Below are 22,893 nucleotides of genomic sequence, written 5' to 3'. Positions count from 1 at the left end.
GGCACCTAGGACGTTGCTCCTATCATGTTCGCATCATGACCATTCCCGCCCCCTACCTCCTCTATCTCGGCCATTCCGATGACGAGATCGGCCTCAAGACATCGCGCGGTCTGGCCGCCTTCCGCAGCGAAGACTGTGTGGGCGAATGGCGGCACGACGATTGCCCGTTCACGCTTGGCCTGCCCCGGATGGATGCCGTTGCGGCACGCGCCGCCGGGGCAAGGACGCTGGTGCTGGGCATCGCCAATCCGGGGGGGCGTTTCCCCGATTGGATGATAGGCGACGCACTGTCAGCGATCCGCGCCGGGCTCAATATCGCCTGCGGGCTTCATCAGCGGCTGCGCGACGTGCCCGTGCTGGTCGCGGCGGCAGCGGAGGCGGGCGTTACCCTGTTCGACGTGCGCGACGCGCCCGAGACGCTGCCGGTCGGCAGCGGGCGGAGGCGCACGGGCAACCGGCTGCTGACCGTCGGCACGGATTGTTCAGTCGGCAAGATGTATGCCACGCTCTGCCTGCGCGATGCGCTGCGTGCACGGGGTGTCGTGGCTGATTTCCGCGCGACCGGCCAGACGGGCATCCTGATCGCAGGGAAGGGCGTGCCGCTCGACGCGGTGGTCGCCGATTTCATCGCGGGCGCGATCGAGACGCTGGCCCCGGCCCGCACGGATCAGGGCTGGGATCTGATCGAGGGGCAGGGGTCGCTGTTCCACCCCGCCTTTGCGGGGGTTTCGACGGGCCTTCTCCATGGCGCACAGCCGACCGCGCTGGTGATCTGCCACGATCCGCTGCGCCCGCATATGCGCGGCCTGCCGCATTTCCCGATGCCGGGGCTGGCCGAGTGCCTGGATGCCAATTTGCGCGTTGCCCGGCTGACCAGCCCGGAAGTCCGCGCGGTCGGCGTGGCGCTGAACACCGTCAAGCTCGACGAAGCAGCCGCTCAGCGTCTGTGTTCCGAGACCGAGGATGCGCTGGGCCTGCCCTGCACCGATCCCTATCGCTTCGGTGCCGAGGCGATCATCGACCTCCTGCTGGAAACGTCATGCGCCGCATCCTCGCCGTTCGTCACGACCCTTTCCCGCTAAGGGCGCCGTTCCGCATCGCGCGCGGGGTGAAGACGGCCGCCGATGTGGTGACGGTGACGATCCGCGAGGACGATGCGCAAGGATGGGGTGAGGGCGTGCCCTATCCCCGTTATGGCGAGACGATCGAGGCGGCGATCGCGGCCATCGAAGCGGTCCGTGATTTGATCGAGGGCGGCGCGACGCGAGCGGACATCGCCCGGGCGATGCCAGCGGGGGCCGCCCGCAACGCGGTGGATTGCGCGCTCTGGGACCTGGAGGCGCGACTGGCCGGAACCAGCGTCGCGGCGCTGGCGGGGCTCCCGCCGGTGGCGGCGCTCGCCTCGGCGATCACCATCGGTATCGACACGCCGCAGGCCATGGCGGAGGTCGCCCGAACGGTGGCGCGGGTGCCGCTTCTCAAGATCAAGGTGGATCGCGAGGGCGCGGCCGAACAGATCGCGGCGGTCCGTGCCGTCGCGCTCACGCCCCGGCTGATCGTCGACCCGAATGAAAGTTGGCGGGTGGCCGACATCGCCGATCGGTTGCCGATGCTGCTCGCCCAGCGCGTCGACCTGCTGGAACAGCCGGTGCCTGCCGCAGAGGATGAAGGGCTGGCCGAGCTGGCAGGGACGATCCCGATTTGCGCAGACGAGGCATTGCACACCCGCGCCGATCTCGATCGGCTGGCCGGGCGCTATAGCCATGTCAACGTCAAGCTCGACAAGACCGGCGGCTTGACCGAAGCATTGGCGCTGGCGGCAGAGGCCAGGGAGCGGGGGTTCGGCGTGATGGTGGGGTGCATGGTGTGTTCGTCGCTGGGGATCGCGCCCGCGATGCTTATGGCGGGCAACGCGGACTTCGTCGATCTGGACGGCCCGCTGTGGCTGGCGGCCGATCGTCCCGGCGGCGCGCGGGATGAGGGCGGCATTCTGACGGCGCCTGCGCCCGGCTTCTGGGGAGCGCCGGCTTGCGCCTGATCCGGGGGTGGTTCGGCATCCCGCTGTGGCAGCGGGTGATGGGCGGGTTGCTGCTGGGCGTCGCGCTCGGTCTGTTCTGGCCCGAAGGGGCCGGGGCGATCCGGCTCGTCGGTGAGCTATTCGTCCGCCTCATCAAGATGCTGGTGGTGCCGGTGGTGCTGGTCACCATCGCAGGCGGGATCGCGACGCTGGGCGATCCCCGGCGGCTGGGGTCGATCGGGCTGCGTACGGTGGGACTATTCGCGGCGACCACGCTGGTGGCGGTATCGATCGGCATGGCGATGGGTCTCATCCTGCGGCCCGGCGCGGCGATGCAGCTGGCGGACGTGGTTCCCCATCCGCTCGGGGCGCCGGTGACGCCGGCTGACCAACTGCTGTCGATCGTGCCGATCAACATCGTCGAGGCATTGGGGCGCGGCGACATGCTGGCGATCATCTTTGTCGCCGTGCTGCTCGGCACCGGCAGTGTGATGGCGGGCGAGGCGGGGCGGCCGGTCCTCGCGCTGCTCCAGGGGCTGTCGGCGGTACTGTTGCATATCGTCCGCGTGGTCATGGAGGTGACGCCATTCGGCGTGCTGGCGCTGATCGCGCAGGCGGTGGCGGTGAACGGCACGGCGCTGTTCGTCCATGTCGGCTGGCTTGCGCTGGCGGTCATAATCGCGTCGCTGGTGCAGATGCTGGTCGTTCATGCCGCACTGGTCGGGCTCGTCGCACGGTTGCCGGTGGTGCGATTCTTTTGGGGGATCGTCGATGCACTGATCGTCGCCTTTTCGACCGCCTCGTCCTCGGCGACGCTGCCCGTCGCGCTGCGGGTGGCGCAGGACAATCTGGGCGTGTCGCGCGGCGTCGCCTCGACGGTGCTGCCGCTGGGCGCATCGATCGGCAAGGACGGCACGGCCATGTATGTCGGGCTGCTTGGCCAGTTCGCGTTGCAGGCGCTGGGGATCGTCCCCGACGTGACCATGCTCGTCGTCATGCTGGTGACCGGCGCGCTGGCGGCCTTCGGTACGGCACCCGTCCCTTCGGCTTCGCTGTTCATGCTGGCGGCGATGCTGTCGGCGGTGGGCGTGGGGGCGGAGCAGACCGCCCTCGTCGTAGGGCTGGTCCTGCCGTTCGACCGACTGCTCGACATGACGCGTACCGTGCCATCCGCCTCGGCCAATCTGGCGGTGGCCACGCTGGTCGCGCGCGCCGAGGGGGAGCTGGACGCGGCGCGTTTTCGCGGGTCGATGGTGGAACAGGCACAGGACAGGGCCTAGGCTGCACCCATGAACCTTCGCCATATCGAGATTTTCCACGCCGTTTACGTCAACGGCTCGGTATCCGCCGCCGCCCGGGCGCTCAACGTGTCGCAGCCGTCGGTGTCCAAGACGCTCCGCCATGCCGAGACCCTGTTGGGGTTCGAGTTGTTCCAGCGCTCGAATGGGCGCCTGCTGCCGACAGAGGACGCCCATGCGTTGTTCGCGGACGTGGCCGATATTCAGGAGCGGGTGCGTGCGCTGCGTGAGGCGGGGCGCAACCTGCGCATGGGCGCGGGCACGACGTTGCGCATTTCCGCGTTGCCCAGCCTGGGGCTGGGGGTACTGCCCGATGCGGTTTCGCGGTTCCTCGCGCGGCGTCCTGATGTCCGCTTCGACTTGCAGACGGTGCATCACGACGACCTGCTGCGCAAACTCTATGAACGCGAAAGCGACATCGCCATCGCCAGCGAGCCGCCGCGCGGTGTGGCCCTGACCCATGACTGGCTGGGCGAGGGCGAGATGGTCGTCCTCTACCGCGAACGTGACATGCCCGACGCCCCGCCACGGCTGGAACTGTCGCAACTGGTCGGGCGTCCGCTGATCTCGCTCAAGGGCAGCGGCCCGATCGGCAAGCTGCTGTCCGAAGAGATCGACCGGCACGATCTGGTCCTCGATGAGATCGTCGTGGCGCGGACCTTCTACATCGCCGCAGCCCTGGTCCGTGCGGGGGTGGGCCTGGCGATCGTCGACAATTTCACGGCGGCGGCGTCGATGGCGCCGGGGCTCGCGATGCGGCCGCTTCGCCCCTCAATCACCTTCGACGTCCACGCCATCCACCTGCTCGATCGGCCACCTTCGATGCTGGCTGCCGAGTTCCTGACCCTGCTGAGCGAAGAGATCGAACGCCGATGATGGGTAGCCTGTTGCTGCCGCTGTTGCTGGCGGGTGCGCCGGTCGAGGCGCCGCTGCCGCCCGCCGCCGTCGAAGCGCTGGCCAAGGCGCCGCCGGGCACGCGGATCGGGCTGGTGGTGGTCGATGCCGAGGGGCGCGAGATCGTCGCACTGCGCCCCGACGAGCGCTTCATCCCGGCGTCCAACACCAAGCTGTTCACCACCGCCGCCGCCTTCGCGACGCTGGACGTGACGAGCCCGGATATACGGGGCGGGGCGACGGTGCGGCTGGAGGGGCGGGGGACGCCGACGGTGATCCTGGCCGGGCATGGCGATGCCCGCCTGTCCTCCGCCCCGGGTTGTCGTGTCGACTGCCTGGGCGAATTGGCGGCGGCGGTCGCCCGACGGACGCGTGTCGTGGGCGATGTGGTCGGCGACGACACGGCATTCCCGGACGAGCGCTGGCCGCAGGGGATGAGCTGGAACAACATGGACAGCGTCTATGGCACCGGCATCTCGGCGCTGACCCTGGACGACAATGTCACGATATTGACCGTGTCCCCCACGGCACCGGGCGAACCGCTCCAGGTCGGCGGGGACGGCTATTACCGGATCGAAAATGCCGCGACGACTGGTGAGGCCGGTAGTGGAAACGCGCTGTCGGTCGAGCGCATGCCGGGTAGCGATCTGCTGCGCGTGACCGGCAGTCTCGCGGCCGGGGCGACGCCGGTGGTCCTGAAGCTGGGCGTTGACGATCCGGCTCACCGGGCGGCCTGGCGGTTCGCGCAACTCTTGCGCGCGGCGGGTGTGACGGTGAAGGGGCGCATTGCCGTGCGTCACCGGCCCTTGACGGACGCGGATGATCCCGCGCGCCGCGGCCGCGCTCCTGTTGCGGTGGCCGCACCCATTCCGGTACTGGCGGCCCTGACGCCGCCACCGCTGGCCGAGGATCTATACCAGACCAACAAGACGAGCCAGAATCTCCATGCCGAACTGCTGCTACGCCGACTTGGGGCTAGCGGCTCGGTCGCCGATGGTCATGCCGTCGTCGATGCGGTTCTGGCACGTGCTGGCATTGCCCGCGTGACCTACGACTTTGCGGATGGCGCGGGCATGTCCAATTATGACCGGGTCACCCCCCGCACGACGGTGGCGCTGCTGCGCTGGGCGGAGACGCAGCCCTGGGGCGCGGACTGGCGCGCGACCTTTCCGGTCGCGGCCACCGACGGGACGCTCGCGCGACGGTTCGTCGGCACGCCGCTGGCGGGTCGGCTGATGGCGAAGACCGGCACGCTCAACGCCGCCAATGCGCTGGCTGGCACGATGATCGCGGCGAGCGGTCGGATGCTGACCTTCGCGGCCTATGCCAACGACATGCCGGGCGACATGAGCGCGACCCCGGCGATCGACGCGGCGCTGGTGGCGATCGCCGGAGCGAATTGAGCGCCCGTTGATCAGCCCCGCATGAGTGCGAGGACGTTGGAGGCGAGCAGCGTCGGGGCGGGCGGCTGGGCCGCCAACGCCTTGGGCAACGGTACGATGACCCGGCCTAGCGCGGCCAGACCCGTGGCGGCGAGGAAGCGGCGACGCTCGATCATACCAAAGTCTCCGTTGCGCGGGCGGGCAGACCCGCAAGATAGAGCGCGCCGCTCAATGCATCGCCCATTGGTTCGCTGAGCCGGGCGACTGTCCGGGCGCGCAACCAGGGGCGCATCTTCGCCGACAGGCCGCCGAGCAGCGCGCATCGAGGTGCGCCGCGTTCGTAGATCGTCTCGATGAACCGCTCGATATGGCCTGCCGCGTCCTCGACGATCGAGCGAGCGATCGTATCGTCCGCTTCGGCATAGTCCATCACCAGCGGGGCGAAGCTGCCATAGTCGCGCGGGGTCGCCTGATCCATCCAGGCGATGGCGCGCGCCGTGTCATGGCCAAACCGCTCCGTGACTGCCGTGCTGAGCGGCGTCGCGCGCGTCCGTCCGTCCAGCGCGCGCAGTGCGTGGCGCATCGCGCTGAGGCCCAGGGCCGCGCCGCTGCCCTCGTCGGAAATGGGAAAGCCATAGCCGCCGATCCGGAAGCTCCGCCCGTCTACCCGCACTTGCGCGATGCTGCCCGTGCCGATGATCAGCACGGCCCCGTCGCCGCCGCCATGCGCTCCCAGATTGGCGATGACGGCATCGGTGTCGAACACCGTCGAGGCGAAGGGAAAGGCGAAGCCCTCCAGCGCCGCCCGAACGCCGGGGCGCGAGATGCCTGCGATGCCCATCGCCGCCCGGACGCTCGCGACCTGCTCCGCGTCGAGTCCGGCTGCGCGCACCGTATTCTCGGTCACTTGGCGCAGCGTCGTATAGAGCGCGTCCAGCCCCAGTCCGGCATTGGCGGGACCGGCCTGTTCGGTGGCCAGCATCCGACCCGCGCTGTCGACCAGGCGGCAGCGACAGGTGCTGCCGCCCGCATCCACGCCGAGAAAGAACTGCGTCATGTCCGGTTCTGCCCTTCCGTTATTGCGTCTGCACCTCGTCCAGCGTGGTGCGGAAGCGTCCGTCCAGCCAGTCGGTGATTTCACGGGCGGCGGGATGATCGATCGCCCCATAGCGTTCGCGCAGTTCAGCGAAACGCGGACCGAGATTGTCGAGCCCGGTATCCTGGAGCGGCAGGATGTCGCGGTGCAATAGGGTGGCGAAGTCGGCGCCCAGCACCTGGGTCGCTGCTGCCAGAAATGCCTGGCCATAAGCGTAGCGCTCTCCCTCCCGATAGCTGGCCGCAAGCGTCAGCGCGGGAATGCAGGAGAGGAGCGGTTGCGATGCGGGGTTGATCGCATGACCGGCGACATGATGGCGGATCGCGGCCGGGCGACCGGTGAAGGCGCGTAGGTGCAGATATTGCGACATGCGTACACCGTCATTGACGGGGTAATTGTCCCAAAGGCACACTTTGCGGCCGAGTTCGTGCTGTACCCGTTCCAGATGGGCAACACCGATCTCGCGGGACACGACTTCCTCGCCGGTCCAATAGACGTGCACGTCGCGATCGAGATAGCGCCCCAGCTCGGGCAGATAGGTGGGCGGCCGCTTCCCCCAGGCGCGCTCGAGAATGGGATCGTCGGAATAGAAGCTGGGGCAGAAGAAGACCTGGGTCGCGCGGCTGTTGCTGGCGCAGAAATCGACGAGTTCGGCCTGGCCGCGCGCCAAATCGGGCAGTTCGGCGGGCAGGTCGTCGAACAGGATGGCGAGGTCATGGATGCCCAGCGCGTCGAGCTGCCCCAGCTTCCGCTTCAGAGCGGCGCGCGATTCCGCGCTGAAGGGATGGGTGCTGCCGACCGGGGTCAGCGCGACACCAAAGCGCACGCCCAGCCTTTTGCACTCGGCGGCGAAGGCCGCAAGGGCGGCGAAGTGTTCGGGCGGATGCGGCTCGCGCCAGCGACGGCGCAGGAACGGGTCGGCCTTGGGCCCGTAATGATAGAAGCGATAGCCTGCCCCTGCCAGCGTCCGGAGCACGGACGTTCGATCGGCCCAGCTCCATGGCTTGCCGAAAAAGCCTTCGATCACGCCCAGGTTCAGCGCCATGTCTTCTCCTTTTTCCGGTTTTCGAGCACCGTCGTCACCGCTTGCCGCAGCACCGTCTCCCGCAGGGCGTCGAGCGTGGGATAGGGTTCGCCGTCCGGCCGGTGGACCCGGTTGGTGAGGAGGACGACGGTCACGTCCAGCTGGGGCGAGAAGGCGAACCAGGTGCCGGTGAAACCCGAATGCCCGTAGAAGGGGGCCGCGATCCCGGCGAGCTGCGTCTTGTGGAAACCCAGTGCCTGATCGGCGTCGAAGGGCGTGTGCTCGAACGCTGCGATCGTCCGGGCGGGCGCGAGCCGCCAGCCGCCGTAGCAGCCGCCGTTGAGGAGCAGCTGGGCATAGCGGGCTAGATCGGTCGCGGTCGAGAACAGCCCGGCATGGCCAGCTACCCCCCGCCAGCCGAGCGCGGCATTGGCATCATTCGCCTCGCCGACCAGCATCCGGTTCCGATATCCGTCGAAGGGCTGGGCCGATGGGAAAGGCGCGGCGGGATAGGGCTTGCCGGTCTCCGCCATGCGCCGCTGATAGGCGTCGCCCTGCGATGTCGCGGCCGCGCGCCGACGCAAGGACGATGGCGGCAGGAAGCCGGTATCGGTCATGCCGAGTGGGCGATAGATTCGTTTGCGGACATAACGGTCCAGCGGTGTGCCCGTGACCCGCTCCACGACGGCACCCAGCAGCATGAAACCGATGTCGGAATAGGCGAAGCGCGAGCCCCTCGGATAACGGAGCGGCAGTGCCGCCAGATAGGGCAGCACCTGGCCCGAGGCGTCGCGGTGCAACCAGGTCGGCTGCCATTCCCGAAGCCCTGCTCGGTGGGTCAGCAACTGACGGATGGTGATGTCCGCCTTGTCGGTGCCCCGAAACGCGGGCAGCAACATACCCAGCCGGTCGTCGAGCGACAGGCGACCGGTACCGACGAGATGGAGGATCGCCGCGGTGGTCGCCTCGATCTTGGTGATCGAGGCCATGTCGAAAAGCGTGTCGACCGCCATTGCGCGCGGCGTGGCGAGCGTCCGCAGCGTGCCGTCGGGCGCGCTGGTCAGCGTCTGGGCATCGCCGAAGGCCGCCTGATGAACGATCCGCCCCCGATCGGTGACGATCAGTACCGCGCCGGGATAGAGTGTGCCGACGCCATCGCGAACCGCCGCATCGATCGGTGCGAAACGCATGTCGTCGGCGCGAGCGGATGTGGTGTTCAGGATCGGACAGACGGGGGAAGCCGCGAGGCCCGGTGCGGCGCATAGGCCGAGGCACATGAAAAGCGGGGCGATGCGGGCGCGGCGGGTTCGCGCGGCTCGAATCGTCATGCGCTTCATCGTTCCGTCATAGCATGGCGGCCAATGGTCACCCATTCCGCCATGGCGGACCGCCATAACGGCCGGCCATGCCCTTGGCGACGGTGACCGGTTCTCAAACCCGATTCTCCGATAGTGACTGGGGCCGTTCGGCGCTTTCCGGGTTCTCGCAGGTCCAGTGGCGTGCACGCGGCGTGTGGCCGATTCCCGGATTGAGCTGATTGCGCGGATCGATGTGGCGATAGAATTGGGCCAGTGCGGGCGGCGCGACATAGAGGTGGCCGACATTGTGCTCGGCCGGATATTGCGCGCCCCGCGCGTCGAGCAAGGCCCATAGCGCATGTTCGAACGCCACGGGATCGGTGCCTTTGCGCACGATATAGTCCTGATGGAAGACGTGGCAGAAGAAATGGCCGTAATAGAGCGCATGGATGACCTGGGCATCCAGCGCCGGCGGCAATGTCTCGGTCCATATCCCGGCGTTGCGGGGCAGCGCGACGTCGAGCGCGACGATGTCGGCGACGTCGTCGGAATGGATCGCTCGGTAACGGACCGCCGCTCCCGCCGCGACGAACCGGTGAAGGAACGCCTTGGCGCTGTCCACGGCGCTGCATTCGACATAGTCGCCCGCGTCGTCACCGGGGAGCAGCCGGGTCAGCAGGGCACGAGTTTCGTCGATCTGATCGATCGACACTTTCAGCATCAGGTGATGGGCGAAGCGATCACGATAGCTCCGCATCCAGCCGGGCAGCGGATCCGGGATGAAACGTCCTGCCGCCTGGAGCAGACGATCACTCATGCCCCTGGACAGGCGACCCGCGAGTGCATCGAACCGTGCCTTGGCAGCGAAGAGGGCGGGCAGCCGTTCGGTGCCGAGCCGCTCGATCGCGAAGAAGGTGTCACGCCCATAGCGATCCGCCACGTCGAAGGCGGTCCGGTGCATATATTCGGCCGCAATCGGCAGCCTGTCGAAATCGCGCAGCATCGTGCGCCGCAGATCGGTGAGACGATCGGCCTCGTTCGTACCGATATAGAAGGTGGTTGTGCCCGCTTCGCGCGGGAAGGTGTCGAGGCGCACCGCGAAGACGATCAGCTTGCCCGCACTTCCCGCCGCCTCGAACAGGCAGCGCGGGTCGGCGTTGAAACGGGCGGGGACAGGGCTGTCTATCGCCCGGACATGTTCGGCATAGCGATGGTCGTGCGCCCATCGATCATCCACGTCTTCGATGTCGGCGTCACTGAATTCGCCGCGATCGAGGCGCGACAGGATCGTCTCCGGTTCCTCGCCCAACGCCATGCCCAGGTGATTGACCAGATGCAGTCGGCCATCGGGCTGGACGGCCGCGAACAGGGCCAGCTGGGTATAGGCGGGCCCGCGCCGGATCAGTGATCCACCCGAATTGTTGCAGATGCCGCCGACCACCGACGCGCCGAAACAGGATGACCCGATGACCGAATGCGGCTCACGCCCATAAGGCCGCAGGGCCTGTTCGAGCGCGTACAGGGTCGTGCCCGGCAGGCACAGCACCTGCTTGCCGCCCCGGATCACGCTCAGCCGCGACAAGCGCGTGGTGCTGATGATGACGAGGCCGCCGGGATAATCGTCGCCATCGGGGGTGGAGCCGCCGGTCAGCCCGGTATTCGACGCCTGAAGCAGGATCGAGACATCGGCGGCGACGCAGGCCTGGGCTACGTGCCACATCTCGAGCAGGCTTCCCGGACGCACCACGGCGATCGCCGCTCCCTCGCCGGTGCGATAGCCCTTGCGAAACCGTGCCGTGGCACGTGGCGCGGTCAGGACATGACGGCGGCCGACCGCGTTGCGCAGGCGGGCGAGCAGCGTGGCAGCGTCGTTCGGGGCCGTGGGGCGTGTCATAACCTGAGTAAATACCACTATTCAGAGCGGTGCAAGTGGCATGCTATTGGTTTGCATGTCGGGGAGGATCGGGATAGCGTTTCGCATCGCATGAGGATCGGCTCGAGGGGCATGGGATGCTGAGGATCGACGTCGCGCTCTCCGATGCCGGGAGCATGGTGAACGAGGATGCGATCGGCCATTTCGGTGATGCGGCCTGGGTGATCGACGGAGCCACGGGGATCGGTCCATCCCTGCTGGACGCACCCAGCGACGCGGCATGGCTGGCGCAGACCGCCAACCGGCTGATCGCCGACGCCCTTGCCGAAGATCCGGAATGTTCCACGATCGAGATATTGCGCGATGTCATGACGCGCTGCGCGGCAGCGCTTGCGGATGCGCAGGTTCGCGCTTTCGATGGTACCCACGAACTGCCCTCGGCGGCCTTTGCCATGATCCGGTTGCGTGGTGATGCTGCCGAGATCACCGCGCTGGCCGACTGCCGCGTAGCGGCAGTGGACGAAGCCGGGGTTGCGCGATTGTTCGGCACCTATGCGCTCGATGTCGTCGAGGCGCGAACGCTGGCTGCGGTCAAGGCGATTCGCGAGGAAAACCCCTCGATCGACTCCGAGGCCTTGAAGAATCTGCTGTTGCCGGGACTGAGCGCCAATCGCCATCTCAAGAACCGCGACGGCGGCTATTGGGTGCTCGGGACGGAGCCTGCCGCTGCCGACCATCTCTGGCAGACGACGGTTCCGCTCCAACCCGGCCAGCGCTTCGCCATTGCCAGCGACGGGTTCCTGCGACTCGTGGAACTGTTCGATGCGGCGACGCCCGACGATCTGCTGGCCATCGCCACGCCGGAGGACGGTGCCGCCTGGCTGGCGCGGTTGCGCGATATCGAAAGCGAGCCGGATTCGCTGCGGCGTCATATCCGGGTGAAGCGGCACGACGATGCCAGTCTGATCGTCTGCGCCTGGGACCCGTCCTGCTGATGCTGGTGATGGGCTATATGAGCGGGACGTCGCTGGACGGCGTCGACGTCGCGCTGATCGAGACGGATGGCGAGCGGATCGAGGCGTTCGACTCCACGGCGATGTTTCCCTTTGCCGATGCCGAACGCGTGAGCATCGAACGGGCGACGCGCGATGCGCTGGCATGGAACGGCTATGGTGCGATGCCGTCATCGTTCGATACGGCGTCAACCGTCATAGAGCGGCTGCATATCGAGGCTGGCGAGCGGCTGATGGCGGAGGCCGGGCGGCGTCCGGACCTGATCGGCTTTCACGGCCAGACGTTGCTCCATCGGCCCGAGCGCGGCCTGTCCGTCCAGATCGGCGATCCCCAGATGCTGGCGGATGTCCTGGGCGTGCCGGTAGTCGCGCAAATGCGGCAGGATGATCTGCAAGCCGGAGGGCAGGGTGCCCCGCTGGTGCCTGTCTATCACCTCGCGCTTGCCGAGCATCTTGGTATCACGCGACCGGTCGCGTTCCTCAACATCGGGGGCGTTGCGAACCTGACCTGGATCGGGGCGGACAGAAACTTGATCGCGTTCGATACGGGACCGGGGAACGGCCTGATCGACCAGCTCGTCCAGTCACGCGGGGCGGGCCGTTATGACGAGGGGGGCCGTTTTGCCGCTGCGGGCCGTGTCGACACAGACATTCTGGCCCGTCTGCTGACGCACGACTATTTTCAGGGAGAGGGAGCGAGGTCGCTCGATCGCTATGACTTTCCGCTCGACTGGGTGGCGGCCTGTTCGATCGAGGATGCCGCCGCCACACTGACTGCGTTCACGGCGGAGGCGGTGGCCCTGGCGGCGCGGACACTGCCCGCCCTGCCCGAATTGTGGATCGTGTGCGGGGGCGGGGGACATAATCCGGTATTGATGGCGGCGTTGCGCGATCGCCTCGGAGTCTGCCGGACGGCGGACGAAATCGGCCTGCGCAGCGATTTCATCGAGGCCGAGGCGATGGCGTTCCTCGCTGCACGTAGCGTGCATGGTCTGCCGCTGACCTTTCCGGGCACGACCGGTGTCGTCGAACCCCTGACCGGCGGTCGCCTTTGGCGACCACGCCACAATACCAAAAGATAATACCACATGTTTACATCCTAGCGAGAGGTATACATGATCGCGGTGGGGCCCCAGGCCCGCCATAGGTCATGATCCATGATCGGCGGACTGGGTTCGGGGATATCAGGGAGGGACTGCAATGATGACGTCGTACCGACATAGCGTAGCCGCAGCCGCACTGGCGGTAGCCCTTGTGCAGGCACCCGCAGCCGTGCAGGCCCAGACCTCCTCTGCGACGCCCGCGACCCAGGACGGTTCGACGTCCGGCGGCGAGGTCGTGGTGACGGGGACGCGCATTCCCGCCACCGGCCTGACCTCCAGCAGCCCGGTCGCCTCGACGAACGAGGCGCAGATCAGGTTGCGGTCCGCGCTGACGATCGAGGATTTCTCCACCACCATCCCGCAGCTTTCGGGTGGCGTGCGCCAGGGCTCGCAGGGCAGCGATGCGTTCGGCGCGCAGGTGCTCGAGCTACGCAATTTCGGCCAAAGCCGCTCGTTGGTGCTGATCGACGGCACCCGTGCGGCACCGTTCAGTTTCCGGAACTCGGTCGACGTCAACGCCATTCCCGCATCGCTCATCAAGCGCGTCGATGTGCTGACCGGTGGTGCGGCGGCGGTCTATGGCGCGGATGCCGTCGCGGGCGTCGTGAACTTCATCCTCAACGACGAATATGAGGGCATCCGCGGCACCGCAACCAGCCGGTTGTCGGTCCATGGCGGTGCGCAATATGGCGGCTCGCTGATGCTGGGCACCGGCATTGGTGATCGTGGCAATCTGGTGATCGCGGCGGATTACACCCAGCGCGACGGGGTACGGGCGGGACAGCGCAGCTGGGCCGCGACGCCCAACCAGACCATTCCGAGCATCGGCGGCGTCTTCACCGACGTCGCGAGCGGTCGACGCTTCGGCTTCACGGACGATGGCACGTTCACGACCAGTCCTTCCGCCACCTCCAACATCTCGGCGACCTATCCCCTGATCTCGCCGCTCAAGCGGATCAACGTGGCCGCGCTGTACAAATATGAGATCACGCCGCAGATCGAGGTCTATGGCCGGGCCATGTATACCAATGCCCGTACCGAGGAGACGGGTACTCCCGGGGCGGCGCCCGCATCGGTCAACCGCACCGTTGGGATCAGCGCGACCAATCCGTTTCTGACGGACGCGATCCGCAACCAGTTGACGTTCGTGAACGGCACTGCCCAGGTAAACGTGTCCCGGTCGCTCAGCGAATTGGGGCTGATCCGCTATTCCACCGAGCGTGATACATTGCAGATCCAGTCGGGCCTGCGCGGACCATTGACCGATGCGGTGCGGTGGAACGTCTATGCGCAATATGGCCGTTCGACGGAATCGTCGCTGATCTCGGGCGATGGCCTTGTCACCAGCCCGGCGGGCGCGAACAATTTCGCGTCGATCGTCAATACGGTCAACATCTTCGGGCCCAACCGGCCTGGGCTGGCCGCCGCGCTGGGCAGTACGATCGACGGCTTCAACCGCAAGCGTGACCAGTTCGTCACGGCAGGGACGGTGAGCGGCACGCTGGCCGACCTGTTCTCCCTGCCTGCCGGGCCGATCGGCTTCGCCGGCGGCGTCGAATATCGGCGGGAAACGGCGAGCATCAATCAGGATAGTGCGCTGCTGACCGGCAACACCTATCGTCAGGGCGTGCAGGCCGCCTATCGCGGCGCGTTCGATGTCATCGAACTCTATGGCGAAGTCCTTGTCCCGCTGATCCACGACACTCCGCTGATCCGAAAGCTCGACGTCGGCGGCGCCTATCGCCTGTCGGATTATAATCGGTTCGGCACGCACGGTACGTGGAAGGTTGAGGGTAATTGGGAAGTCGACCGCAACCTGCGGCTGCGCGGCACCTATCAGCGCGTGTTGCGGACGCCCAATTTCGGGGAATTCGCCGCCAGCACCTCGTCGCTGCCGCTCAACAGCCTGGTCACCGTCGATCGCCTGAAGCCGCGCTATGGCGGCGATCCTTGCGTGATCGGCACCGGCAATGCGGCGCAGTGCGCGCGGTTCGGCGCTCCGTCGGTGGGATCGGCCAATTCCACCGCCCCCGGCTACCTGACCGGCAACTATTTTTATGGCGGCAATCCTGACATCAAACCGGAAACCGGCTATACGACGACGGCGGGCGCGGTGTTCACGCCGACCTTCCTGCCGGGCCTGAACGTGACGGTCGACTATTACAATCTCGACCTGCGTGGAGCGGTCGGCGTGATCCAGCCGATCGCGGCGATCACGAGCTGCTACATCACCAATCCGACCGCCAGCAATCCGCTATGCGCGCTGGTCACGCGCAACCCGAACGGCACCTTCGCCGATGCCTTCGTCAACAATCAGAATCTGGGTCGCCTGCTGCAACGCGGCTTCGACATCTCGGCGGCCTATACCCTGCGGCCGGACTGGCTGCCGGGCAAGGGCCTTCGCGCGAGCTATCAGGGCAATATCGTCACATCCTATCTGATCCAGGCGAACCCGACTGTGTCCGCGGTTCAGTGCAAGGGGACGTTCGGTGCCACCTGCTCCAGCGATGGCACGACGCTCGTCCAGCCGGATTATCGCCACACGGCCGGGCTCGGCTGGCTGTTGGACAGGGGCGTGATCCAGTTCGACTGGCAGCGCATCGGCAAGGTCCGGTCGAGCACGGCCGGATCGACCGAGACGCTGAAGGCGCAGGATGTCTTCGACCTGTCGGCCTCCTACGACTTCACCGATGTCGTCACGATGAGCGCGGGCGTCTACAACCTGTTCGACAAGGCGCCGCCGCGTGTGTCGACGGGCGGTGTGTTCAACACCTTCCCCGACACCTACGACATTCTGGGGCGGACGATCGGCTTCTCGCTGACCGCCCATCTCTGACCGGATAGCCTTGCCACGGCGTCCGGCCCGATCGGTGGGCCAGACGCCATCGCCTCATGCCTGCGGGCCTTTGGTCCGGGGCGATCGGAGTATGCTTCGATGATGCTGCCCTTCTCCATGGCCGACTGGCTCGTGATCGCTGGCTATCTGCTGCTGCTGGTCGCGGGCGGGTGGCTATTGACGCCGCGCCAGACGGCGTCGGCTCGCGAATATTTCCTGGCGGGCGGCACCGTTCCCGCCTGGCTTGCGGCGCTGTCGGTCCTGTCCGCCACCCAGTCGGCGGCGACCTTCCTCGGTGGGCCGGACTATGGCTATTACGGCGACCTGACCTATCTCAGCGCCAATATCGGCGGCGGGCTGATCGGGGCGATCTTCGTGGCCCATGTCCTGATCCCACGCTTCTACGCGATCCGCGCGAATACCGCCTATGAGTTGCTGACCCTGCGGTTCAGCGAGCGAGCGACCCGCTGGGCGGGTGGCATGTTCCTGGTCGGGAGGGTCTTTGCCGGTGGCGCGCGCGTATATCTCGCCGCCATCGCGCTGGCGATGGTCGTCACGGGCGGCGTCGGCGTGCAGGGCATCGTGATCGCCGCCGCCGCGCTGGTCGTGGCGAGTGTCGCGTTCACCTTCGTCGGCGGTCTGAAGTCGGTTCTGTGGAACGACCTGATCCAGTTCGTCGTCTATGTCGGCTCGGCGGTCGCGGTGCTGGTGTTCCTGCGCCTGTCGATCCCGGCCTCCAATGCCCAGATCCTGCAGGCGCTGGCCCATACCCCGCAGGGCGTCGACAAGCTGCGGCTGTTCGATTTCTCGCTGGACCTCTCGCGGCCCTTCTCGATGCTGGCGATCGTTACCGGGCTTGCACTGCTCTATATTGCCAATGCGGGCATGGATCAGGACACCACGCAGCGCCTGCTTTCGTGCAGGGATGCAAAGACGGGCGCGCGTAGCCTCTATCTGTCGGTGCTGGCGACGGTGCCGACCGTCGGCATGTTCATTGTCATCGGCCTGTTGCTGTACGTGTTCTATGACCGCCCCGACCTGATGGTCGGTTCCGGCGCCATCGCCGCCAGCGAGTTCGAGGGGCAGAAGATCAGCATTTTCATGCACTATATCCTGACGCAATTGCCCGGCGGCCTGCGCGGCCTGGTGACGATCGGCATCTGCGCGGCGGCGGTGGCGACCACCAATTCCGCGCTGAATGCGATGTCGTCGGTGCTGGTGCAGGATTTCTATCGCCCCTGGCGAGAACGGCGCGGGCCGGTCGAGGAGCACCACTTCGTCCAGGCCGGGCGCGCAGGCATGGGGATCATCGGCTTCGCGATGTTCCTGATGGCCGTCCTCTCCTTCTATTGGCAGCGCCACAGCTCGATGGGCCTGCTGGAGTTCGCGCTGCAGGTGATGGTGTTCAGCTATGCGGGGCTGCTGGGTGTCTATTTCACCGCCTTGTTCACCACGCGCGGGACGACCGGTTCGGCCATCGCCGCGATGTTGATCGGTTTCCTGACGATCATCCTCCTGCAACCTGCCATCGCGCGCGCCATCGGCCTTCCTATCCAACTGAGCGGGCTCTCCTTTCCTTTTCAGCTTTGCATAGGAACCGCCCTGGCGTTCCTGGTCTGCGCTGCGCCATCGGGCGCGGGCCGCTCCGCATCGAAGCTCCCATCGGGATCGACGCTATGATGAAAACCGAAACGCTCGACGCACGCTATCTCGACCTCGATAAGTGGCCGACGGAATTGGCCGTCCAGGCGATGCTGGAAGGCCAGATGGCGGCCATTGCCGCCATCCAGTCGCAGACCGCTGCGATCGCGCGGGCCGCCGAAGCGGCGGCGGCACGGCTCGGCCATGAGGGACGCCTGATCTATGTCGGGGCAGGCACGTCCGGCCGGCTCGCCGTGCAGGACGGGACGGAGCTGAACCCCACGTTCAACTGGCCTATGAAACGCCTGATCTTCCTGATGGCGGGCGGTTACGGGGCGCTGACACAGGCATATGAGGGGGCGGAGGACAATGTCGAGGCGGCACGCGCCGATATCGATGGCTGCGCAATCACCCCGTCCGATGTCGTCATCGGCGTGGCGGCCAGCGGCTCAACGCCCTACACCGTCGCGGCAATCGAGCATGCCAGAACGCTCGGTGCGCTGACGATCGGGATTTCGAACAACGCGGGGACTCCGCTGATCGCACATGCCGAGCATCATGTGCTGGCCGATACGGGCAGCGAAGTTCTGGCGGGGTCGACCCGGATGAAGGCGGGCACCGCGCAAAAGGCGGTGTTGAACCTGTTGTCCACCGCACTGATGCTGCGCCTGGGATTTGTCTATCGCGGGCGGATGGTGGCCATGCGTGTTTCCAACGCGAAACTCTTGCAACGCGGTCGCCGCATGATCCAGGAACTGGCCGGTGTGGAGGCAGAGGTGGCGATCCGTGCGCTCGACGTGGCAGACAACGATATAAGGCGCGGCGTCCTCGTCGCCATGGGGGTCTCCCTGGGCGAGGCCGACGCGCTGCTCGATGCGCATCATGGCAGCCTGCGCGCGGTGCTGCAGGCGCTGGATGCACCGGAGGCGTGACGATGCGCGACATCGCCTGGACGCGGAGCGACGAAGCGACGCCCCTATATCTCCAACTCGCCCAGAGCCTGCGCGCGCATATCGACGGCGGGGGGATCGATCCGGGCAGCGCGCTGCCCTCGGAACGGGAACTGAGCGAAATGGTGGGCCTGTCGCGCGTCACCGTTCGTAAGGGCATAAGGCAGTTGATCGACGAAGGCGTGCTGGTCAGCCGCCACGGGTCGGGCACCTTCGTCGCGCGGCGGATCGAAGCATCGGGCGCGAAGCTGAATAGCTTTACCGATGACACCCGGTCGCGAGGGCAGGATCCCGGCGTTGTATGGATCTACAAATCCTACGCGCTGCCTACCGAGGAGGAAGCTGCGGCGGTGGGGGTGGCCCCCAATGTCCGCGTCGCCCGGCTGGGTCGCGTCCGTCTGGTCGGCGACGAGCCGCTGGCGATCGAGCATGCGGTGATCCCTGCGATCTTCATGCCCGATCTCGATGCGCTGGGCGATTCCCTCTATCAGGCGTTGGAGACCCATGGCTTTCGCCCGACATCGGGCACGCAGCGCGTCCGCGCCTCGCTCGCCACGCAAACCGAAGCTGGAATCCTGAATGTACGACACAATTCCGAGGTTTTGCGGATCGAGCGCTGCACCCGCATTCCTGATGGTCGCATCGTGGAATTCACCCGTTCGGTCTATCGTGGGGATCGATACGAATTCGTAACGGATTTGAACGTCGTCTGATCTGCCGTTCGGCGCCGGCAACTGTGATGCTGGGAACGACCATGATTTCTCACAGGTCGGCACCTTTGCGGCTATTCCGGATGATCCTGTTCGCGACAACTGGCGGGCAGACAGGAGAAATCTTGCCAAATGCGCTGGGAGGCGGTCATCTGGTAGCATCGGAGGGCAAGCGATAGGGGCATTAGTTGCAGGATTCGGGCGATCCAACACCGCTGGCTGAAGGGCGAACCCGGTTGCGTCGCCTGAACATAAATTTGCTCTACGCGCTCGACGCGTTGCTCCATTCACCATCCTTGACCGCCGCGGCGCAGTCCATCGCGATCAGCCAGCCCGCGATGAGCGTCAAGCTGCGCCAGTTGCGCGATCAATTCAAAGACGAGTTGGTCGTGTTCGGCGAGCGTCGTCAGTTGACCGCCCTTGGCGATGCGCTGCGCCAACGGGTCGGTCGCCTGCTGCGCGAGGTCGATGACACGTTCCACCTGACGTTGGATTTCGATCCCGCAACGGCGCGGCGGACGATCACGATGACGGCACCCGAGGTCGTGGAACTGATGTTCTTCAGTCGCGTCGTGCCGCGACTGCGTGCGGTGGCACCGGGCATCGAACTGAAAATGACGCCCTTCGTTCATGGCTCCGTCCGGCGTCTGTTCGATGCGGGTGTGGATGTTGTCGTCGTTCCGCAGGCAATGGTCGACAAGGATCTGTGTGCCGCCCGCCTGATCGATCACGCGCCAAGTGCGCTGGTACGTGCGTCGCATCCGCTGGCGGGCCGTCGCGTCGGCGAAAAGACCTATCTCGAAGCGTCTCATGCGGGCGTCCACTCGGACATGGAACGTGCCATATTCGGCGACTTTGCGAATGACAGTCCGCTTGCACGGCGTAACGTCGCGATACGGACGGGCCTCCATTCGATGTTGCCGGTGCTGGCGATCGGGTCCGATCTGATCGTCACGACAAGCAACTGGTTCGCGCAGCATCAGGCCGCATTCCTGCCGGTCACCATTCTCGAACTGGATTTCCCCGTCACGTCGACCGATCTCGTCGTCCAGTGGCAACCCTATCGCGACAGGGAGCCTGTCATTCGCTGGCTCGTCGCCGAGCTGGAACGCGCGGCGGCGGGGCTCGGCAAGCCGCTCGATCTGGAATTATAGGGGCATAACCAAATACGATTTGATGATGCCTGTGGTTGCGCGCAGTTTCTGCCCGACGAAGTACAGGATCGCACCGGGCAAGCCCCGTGACAATCGGCGGCCGACTTCGCGACTGCAGAGTGAACCGTCGACGGTCTTGGACGACGTCGACGATCGACCGTCCCGCCCTAGGGTGGGGCTCGCTGTCATCGCTGTAAAGCGTGGCGTGGCCAACGCTTCAAATGGGTGTCCGACAGGGCATGGGGACGTGTGGCCGCGACGCGGGGAAGGGGGCTTTCATGCTGAGTCGTCGTGCGGAATTGCAAATTCGGGTTGCGGCCATCGCGTTGGTGCCGATGATCGCCTGGGGGATGCCGGGGCCCGCCTCAGCGCAAGGCCAGCGCATCACGGTGCCGGCGATGCCGCTGGAGGACACCCTGGCGCGTATTCATGAGCAGACGGGGGTGACGATCAACGCCGATCCCGATGCGGTGCGCGGGCTGAGCGCCCGGTCGGTGAAGGGCGCGCGCGACGCGATGGCGGCGGTCAGGCAGGCGACGCGGGGCCTGCGCCTTGCCGTCAGCCATGAGCGTGACGGCAGCATTCTGGTCGTCAATGACATCATCGTCATCGCGCATCGCGATGAAGCGGAAACCAATGTGACGGTGCGGGGGGCGACCAGTTCGACGCGAACCGGGGAAACCCTGCGCGATCAGCCGCGCAATGTTCAGGTCCTGTCCGCCAAACTCCTGGCCGAGCAACAGGCGCAGAACCTGCCCGACGCGCTGCGCAACGCGGGCGGTGTGACCGTCAACGCCGCGACCGTGCAGGGCGGCGTCGGCTATACCGTGCGCGGTCTTTCGTCGGGCGGGGCGGTCAACGGTCTGCCGACGCCCTCCAACAGCAGCTTCGCGGCGGGCAGCACCCAGCCGATCGCCAATGTCGAGCGACTGGAAGTCCTGAAGGGGCCCGATGCCATCCTGCTCGGCGGGGACAGCCTGGGCGGGACGGTGAACATCGTCACGAAGAAGCCGAGCGCCGACGAGCGGCTGTACGTGTCGAGCGAGGTCGGTTCCTTCGGTTCGGTGCGCGGAACGGTCGATGCGAACCGGTCCATCTCCGCCGACGACAGCGTCAGCGCCCGTATCATCGCGACGGCGGCCACAGCGGACCATAATTTCGGCGGCTATCGCGGCAATGAGGATTATCTGTTCGCCCCTTCGATCCGCTACAAGAAGGGCGGGACCGACATTATCGCCAGCATCACGACCGGGAACCAGATTTTCGGCATGGTGCCCTATACGCTATTCGATACGACGACGAAGCGGCCCATGCCGATCCGGGCCGGGGTGCCCCTGATCGGTGGGCAGAACCAGTATTCGCAGATCAAGAGCACCATCTACGATGCGCAGGTCAATCAGGCGGTCGGAAGCTGGCTGACGATCGTGGGCCACTGGCAGCATCAGAATACCGACCTGTTCATCAGCCAATATTCGCCCTTCGTCGTGCTCGCCCCGAACCTGTTGCTCGTCAGCACGAGCGGCGTGAAGCAGCACGCGACCAACAACGCGGTCGACGGCTATGCCCGCATTGCGGTCAAGACCGGGCCGGTCGAGCACAAGCTGATCGCTGGCGCCATGGCGACGAATTTCAAGACGTCCGCAGACGATACCGGCTCGGGCGAGATGTTCCCCTATGATTACGTCGCGGGCGATCCGCCCCTGCCGCCCCTGCCAAGGGATTATTTCACGACGAGCAGCGGCACCGGCAAGCAGACCTCCTATTATGCCCAGTATCTGGTGAAATATTGGAAGCTCGCCTTGCTCGCCAGCGTGCGCAAGACATCGTCCGACGCCATATCGAGCTTCCGCGATGGCCCCACGGCTCGCTACACGTCCAATGGCGCCGTCACCCCCAGCTATGGCGCGGTGGTCGCGGTGACGGACAATGTGTCGGTCTATGGCCAACTCGCCTTCGGTTTCATCGCCAGCTTTCAGTACGACCGAAGCCGGAACCTGTTGCCCGACACGCGGACGCGCAATGCCGAGACGGGGATCAAGCTCGATCTGCTCGACAAGCGCGTGTTGCTCAATGCGTCCTGGTTTCGATTGAGCCAGAGCAACTACAAGGTCCCCGATCCGCTCGATCGGCTCTATTACATCAATCTGCCCGCGCAACTGGCGGAGGGTGTCGATGTCAGCGTCTCGGGCGAACCCCTCAAAGGACTGATGGTCAGCGGCGCGTTCACCCGCACCCGATATTCCATGCTGACGCCCGGCAATGCGGACGTCGGGAGCACCGTGGTGCTTCAGCCGCGCGACCAGTACAGCGCCTATGCCTCCTATCGCCACCGCGTGGCCGATGACGTGACGGCGGGTCTCGGCGCGGGCGTCTATGGGCGATCGAGTGCCGCCATCGACATGGCCGGGCAATATTGGGTCGGCCCGTCGGTACAGACCGATCTCAACGGCTTCCTTACGATCGGCAAGCTGGACCTGAACCTGGGCGTCCGCAACCTGTTCGACCGCCGGAATTACGGTCCGACGATCACCACAAGCTATGTCCCACTCGGCGAACCGCGCACGTGGCGGCTGACCGTCGGTTATCGTTTCCGTTGACGAAGGC

At 66.2% G+C, this 22,893-nt stretch carries 18 protein-coding genes; 13 read left to right on the top strand and 5 right to left on the bottom strand.

From position 1 onward, the window contains the following. The first annotated feature begins 35 nt into the window (after nt 1-35). Genes dgcN through dacB form a run of 5 tightly spaced genes read left to right on the top strand, consistent with a single transcriptional unit; the run spans nt 36 to nt 5,612 of the window. Nucleotides 36-1,082: an N-acetyltransferase DgcN gene (gene dgcN / locus ABIC44_RS14140; protein ID WP_354296185.1), complete on the top strand. Its 1,047-nt coding sequence runs from the start codon at nt 36-38 to the stop codon at nt 1,080-1,082. Next, nucleotides 1,040-2,038, top strand: a complete 999-nt coding sequence (gene dgcA / locus ABIC44_RS14135) for an N-acetyl-D-Glu racemase DgcA (protein ID WP_354296184.1) — start codon at nt 1,040-1,042, stop codon at nt 2,036-2,038. The genes dgcN and dgcA overlap by 43 nt, the downstream gene beginning before the upstream one ends. Next, complete coding sequence (locus ABIC44_RS14130) at nt 2,029-3,297, top strand: dicarboxylate/amino acid:cation symporter (protein ID WP_354296183.1); 1,269 nt, start codon at nt 2,029-2,031, stop codon at nt 3,295-3,297. The genes dgcA and ABIC44_RS14130 overlap by 10 nt, the downstream gene beginning before the upstream one ends. A gap of 9 nt (nt 3,298-3,306) precedes the next feature. Further along, nucleotides 3,307-4,191, top strand: coding sequence for a LysR family transcriptional regulator (locus tag ABIC44_RS14125; protein ID WP_307098271.1), 885 nt, complete (start codon nt 3,307-3,309; stop codon nt 4,189-4,191). Then, nucleotides 4,188-5,612, top strand: coding sequence for a D-alanyl-D-alanine carboxypeptidase/D-alanyl-D-alanine endopeptidase (dacB, locus tag ABIC44_RS14120; RefSeq protein WP_354296181.1), 1,425 nt, complete (start codon nt 4,188-4,190; stop codon nt 5,610-5,612). The genes ABIC44_RS14125 and dacB overlap by 4 nt, the downstream gene beginning before the upstream one ends. Nucleotides 5,613-5,623: 11 nt before the next feature. Here the strand turns inward: dacB and ABIC44_RS14115 are convergent, their stop codons facing one another. The 5 genes from ABIC44_RS14115 to dld all read right to left on the bottom strand — a co-directional run bounded on the left by ABIC44_RS14115 (nt 5,624) and on the right by dld (nt 10,903). Then, nucleotides 5,624-5,767, bottom strand: coding sequence for a hypothetical protein (locus tag ABIC44_RS14115; protein ID WP_309703150.1), 144 nt, complete (start codon nt 5,765-5,767; stop codon nt 5,624-5,626). Further along, nucleotides 5,764-6,648, bottom strand: a complete 885-nt coding sequence (locus ABIC44_RS14110) for a glucosamine kinase nucleotide-binding domain-containing protein (protein ID WP_354296180.1) — start codon at nt 6,646-6,648, stop codon at nt 5,764-5,766. Before ABIC44_RS14110 ends, ABIC44_RS14115 begins: the two co-directional genes overlap by 4 nt. A 19-nt stretch (nt 6,649-6,667) precedes the next feature. Further along, nucleotides 6,668-7,732 (bottom strand): beta-N-acetylglucosaminidase domain-containing protein, encoded by a 1,065-nt coding sequence (locus ABIC44_RS14105; protein ID WP_354296179.1) that lies wholly within the window; start codon nt 7,730-7,732, stop codon nt 6,668-6,670. Then, the gene (locus ABIC44_RS14100; protein ID WP_354296177.1) at nt 7,723-8,901 is read right to left on the bottom strand and encodes a serine hydrolase domain-containing protein; all 1,179 of its coding nucleotides are present in this window, start codon (nt 8,899-8,901) and stop codon (nt 7,723-7,725) included. The genes ABIC44_RS14105 and ABIC44_RS14100 overlap by 10 nt, the downstream gene beginning before the upstream one ends. A gap of 241 nt (nt 8,902-9,142) precedes the next feature. Continuing rightward, nucleotides 9,143-10,903: a D-lactate dehydrogenase gene (gene dld / locus ABIC44_RS14095; RefSeq protein WP_354296175.1), complete on the bottom strand. Its 1,761-nt coding sequence runs from the start codon at nt 10,901-10,903 to the stop codon at nt 9,143-9,145. Between the two features lie 116 nt (nt 10,904-11,019). On the opposite strand from dld, the gene ABIC44_RS14090 reads away from it, so the two are divergent. From ABIC44_RS14090 to ABIC44_RS14055, 8 genes are all read left to right on the top strand, one after another. Next, nucleotides 11,020-11,877, top strand: a complete 858-nt coding sequence (locus ABIC44_RS14090) for a hypothetical protein (RefSeq protein ID WP_354296174.1) — start codon at nt 11,020-11,022, stop codon at nt 11,875-11,877. Beyond that, nucleotides 11,877-12,977 (top strand): anhydro-N-acetylmuramic acid kinase, encoded by a 1,101-nt coding sequence (locus tag ABIC44_RS14085; protein ID WP_354296172.1) that lies wholly within the window; start codon nt 11,877-11,879, stop codon nt 12,975-12,977. The genes ABIC44_RS14090 and ABIC44_RS14085 overlap by 1 nt, the downstream gene beginning before the upstream one ends. 172 nt (nt 12,978-13,149) lie before the next feature. Next, nucleotides 13,150-15,834: a TonB-dependent receptor plug domain-containing protein gene (locus ABIC44_RS14080; protein ID WP_354296171.1), complete on the top strand. Its 2,685-nt coding sequence runs from the start codon at nt 13,150-13,152 to the stop codon at nt 15,832-15,834. A 99-nt stretch (nt 15,835-15,933) separates the two neighbouring features. After that, nucleotides 15,934-17,514 (top strand): sodium:solute symporter family transporter, encoded by a 1,581-nt coding sequence (locus ABIC44_RS14075; RefSeq protein ID WP_354296169.1) that lies wholly within the window; start codon nt 15,934-15,936, stop codon nt 17,512-17,514. Then, nucleotides 17,514-18,407: an N-acetylmuramic acid 6-phosphate etherase gene (locus ABIC44_RS14070; protein WP_354296207.1), complete on the top strand. Its 894-nt coding sequence runs from the start codon at nt 17,514-17,516 to the stop codon at nt 18,405-18,407. The genes ABIC44_RS14075 and ABIC44_RS14070 overlap by 1 nt, the downstream gene beginning before the upstream one ends. 2 nt (nt 18,408-18,409) lie before the next feature. Further along, nucleotides 18,410-19,138: a GntR family transcriptional regulator gene (locus ABIC44_RS14065; RefSeq protein WP_309694984.1), complete on the top strand. Its 729-nt coding sequence runs from the start codon at nt 18,410-18,412 to the stop codon at nt 19,136-19,138. 185 nt (nt 19,139-19,323) lie between these two features. Then, nucleotides 19,324-20,289 carry a LysR family transcriptional regulator gene (locus ABIC44_RS14060; RefSeq protein WP_354296167.1) on the top strand — a complete coding sequence of 322 codons (966 nt, stop codon included), beginning with the start codon at nt 19,324-19,326 and terminating at the stop codon, nt 20,287-20,289. Nucleotides 20,290-20,567: 278 nt separating this feature from the next. Further along, a complete protein-coding gene (locus tag ABIC44_RS14055; RefSeq protein ID WP_354296165.1) occupies nt 20,568-22,886 on the top strand; it encodes a TonB-dependent siderophore receptor in 2,319 nt (772 codons plus the stop codon). The last annotated feature ends 7 nt before the right edge of the window (nt 22,887-22,893 follow it).

The organism is Sphingomonas sp. 1185 (genome assembly GCF_040544655.1).
Lineage (GTDB): Bacteria > Pseudomonadota > Alphaproteobacteria > Sphingomonadales > Sphingomonadaceae > Sphingomonas.
Note: the sequence above shows the minus strand (reverse complement) of the source record. Positions and strands in the feature narration are given on the sequence as shown.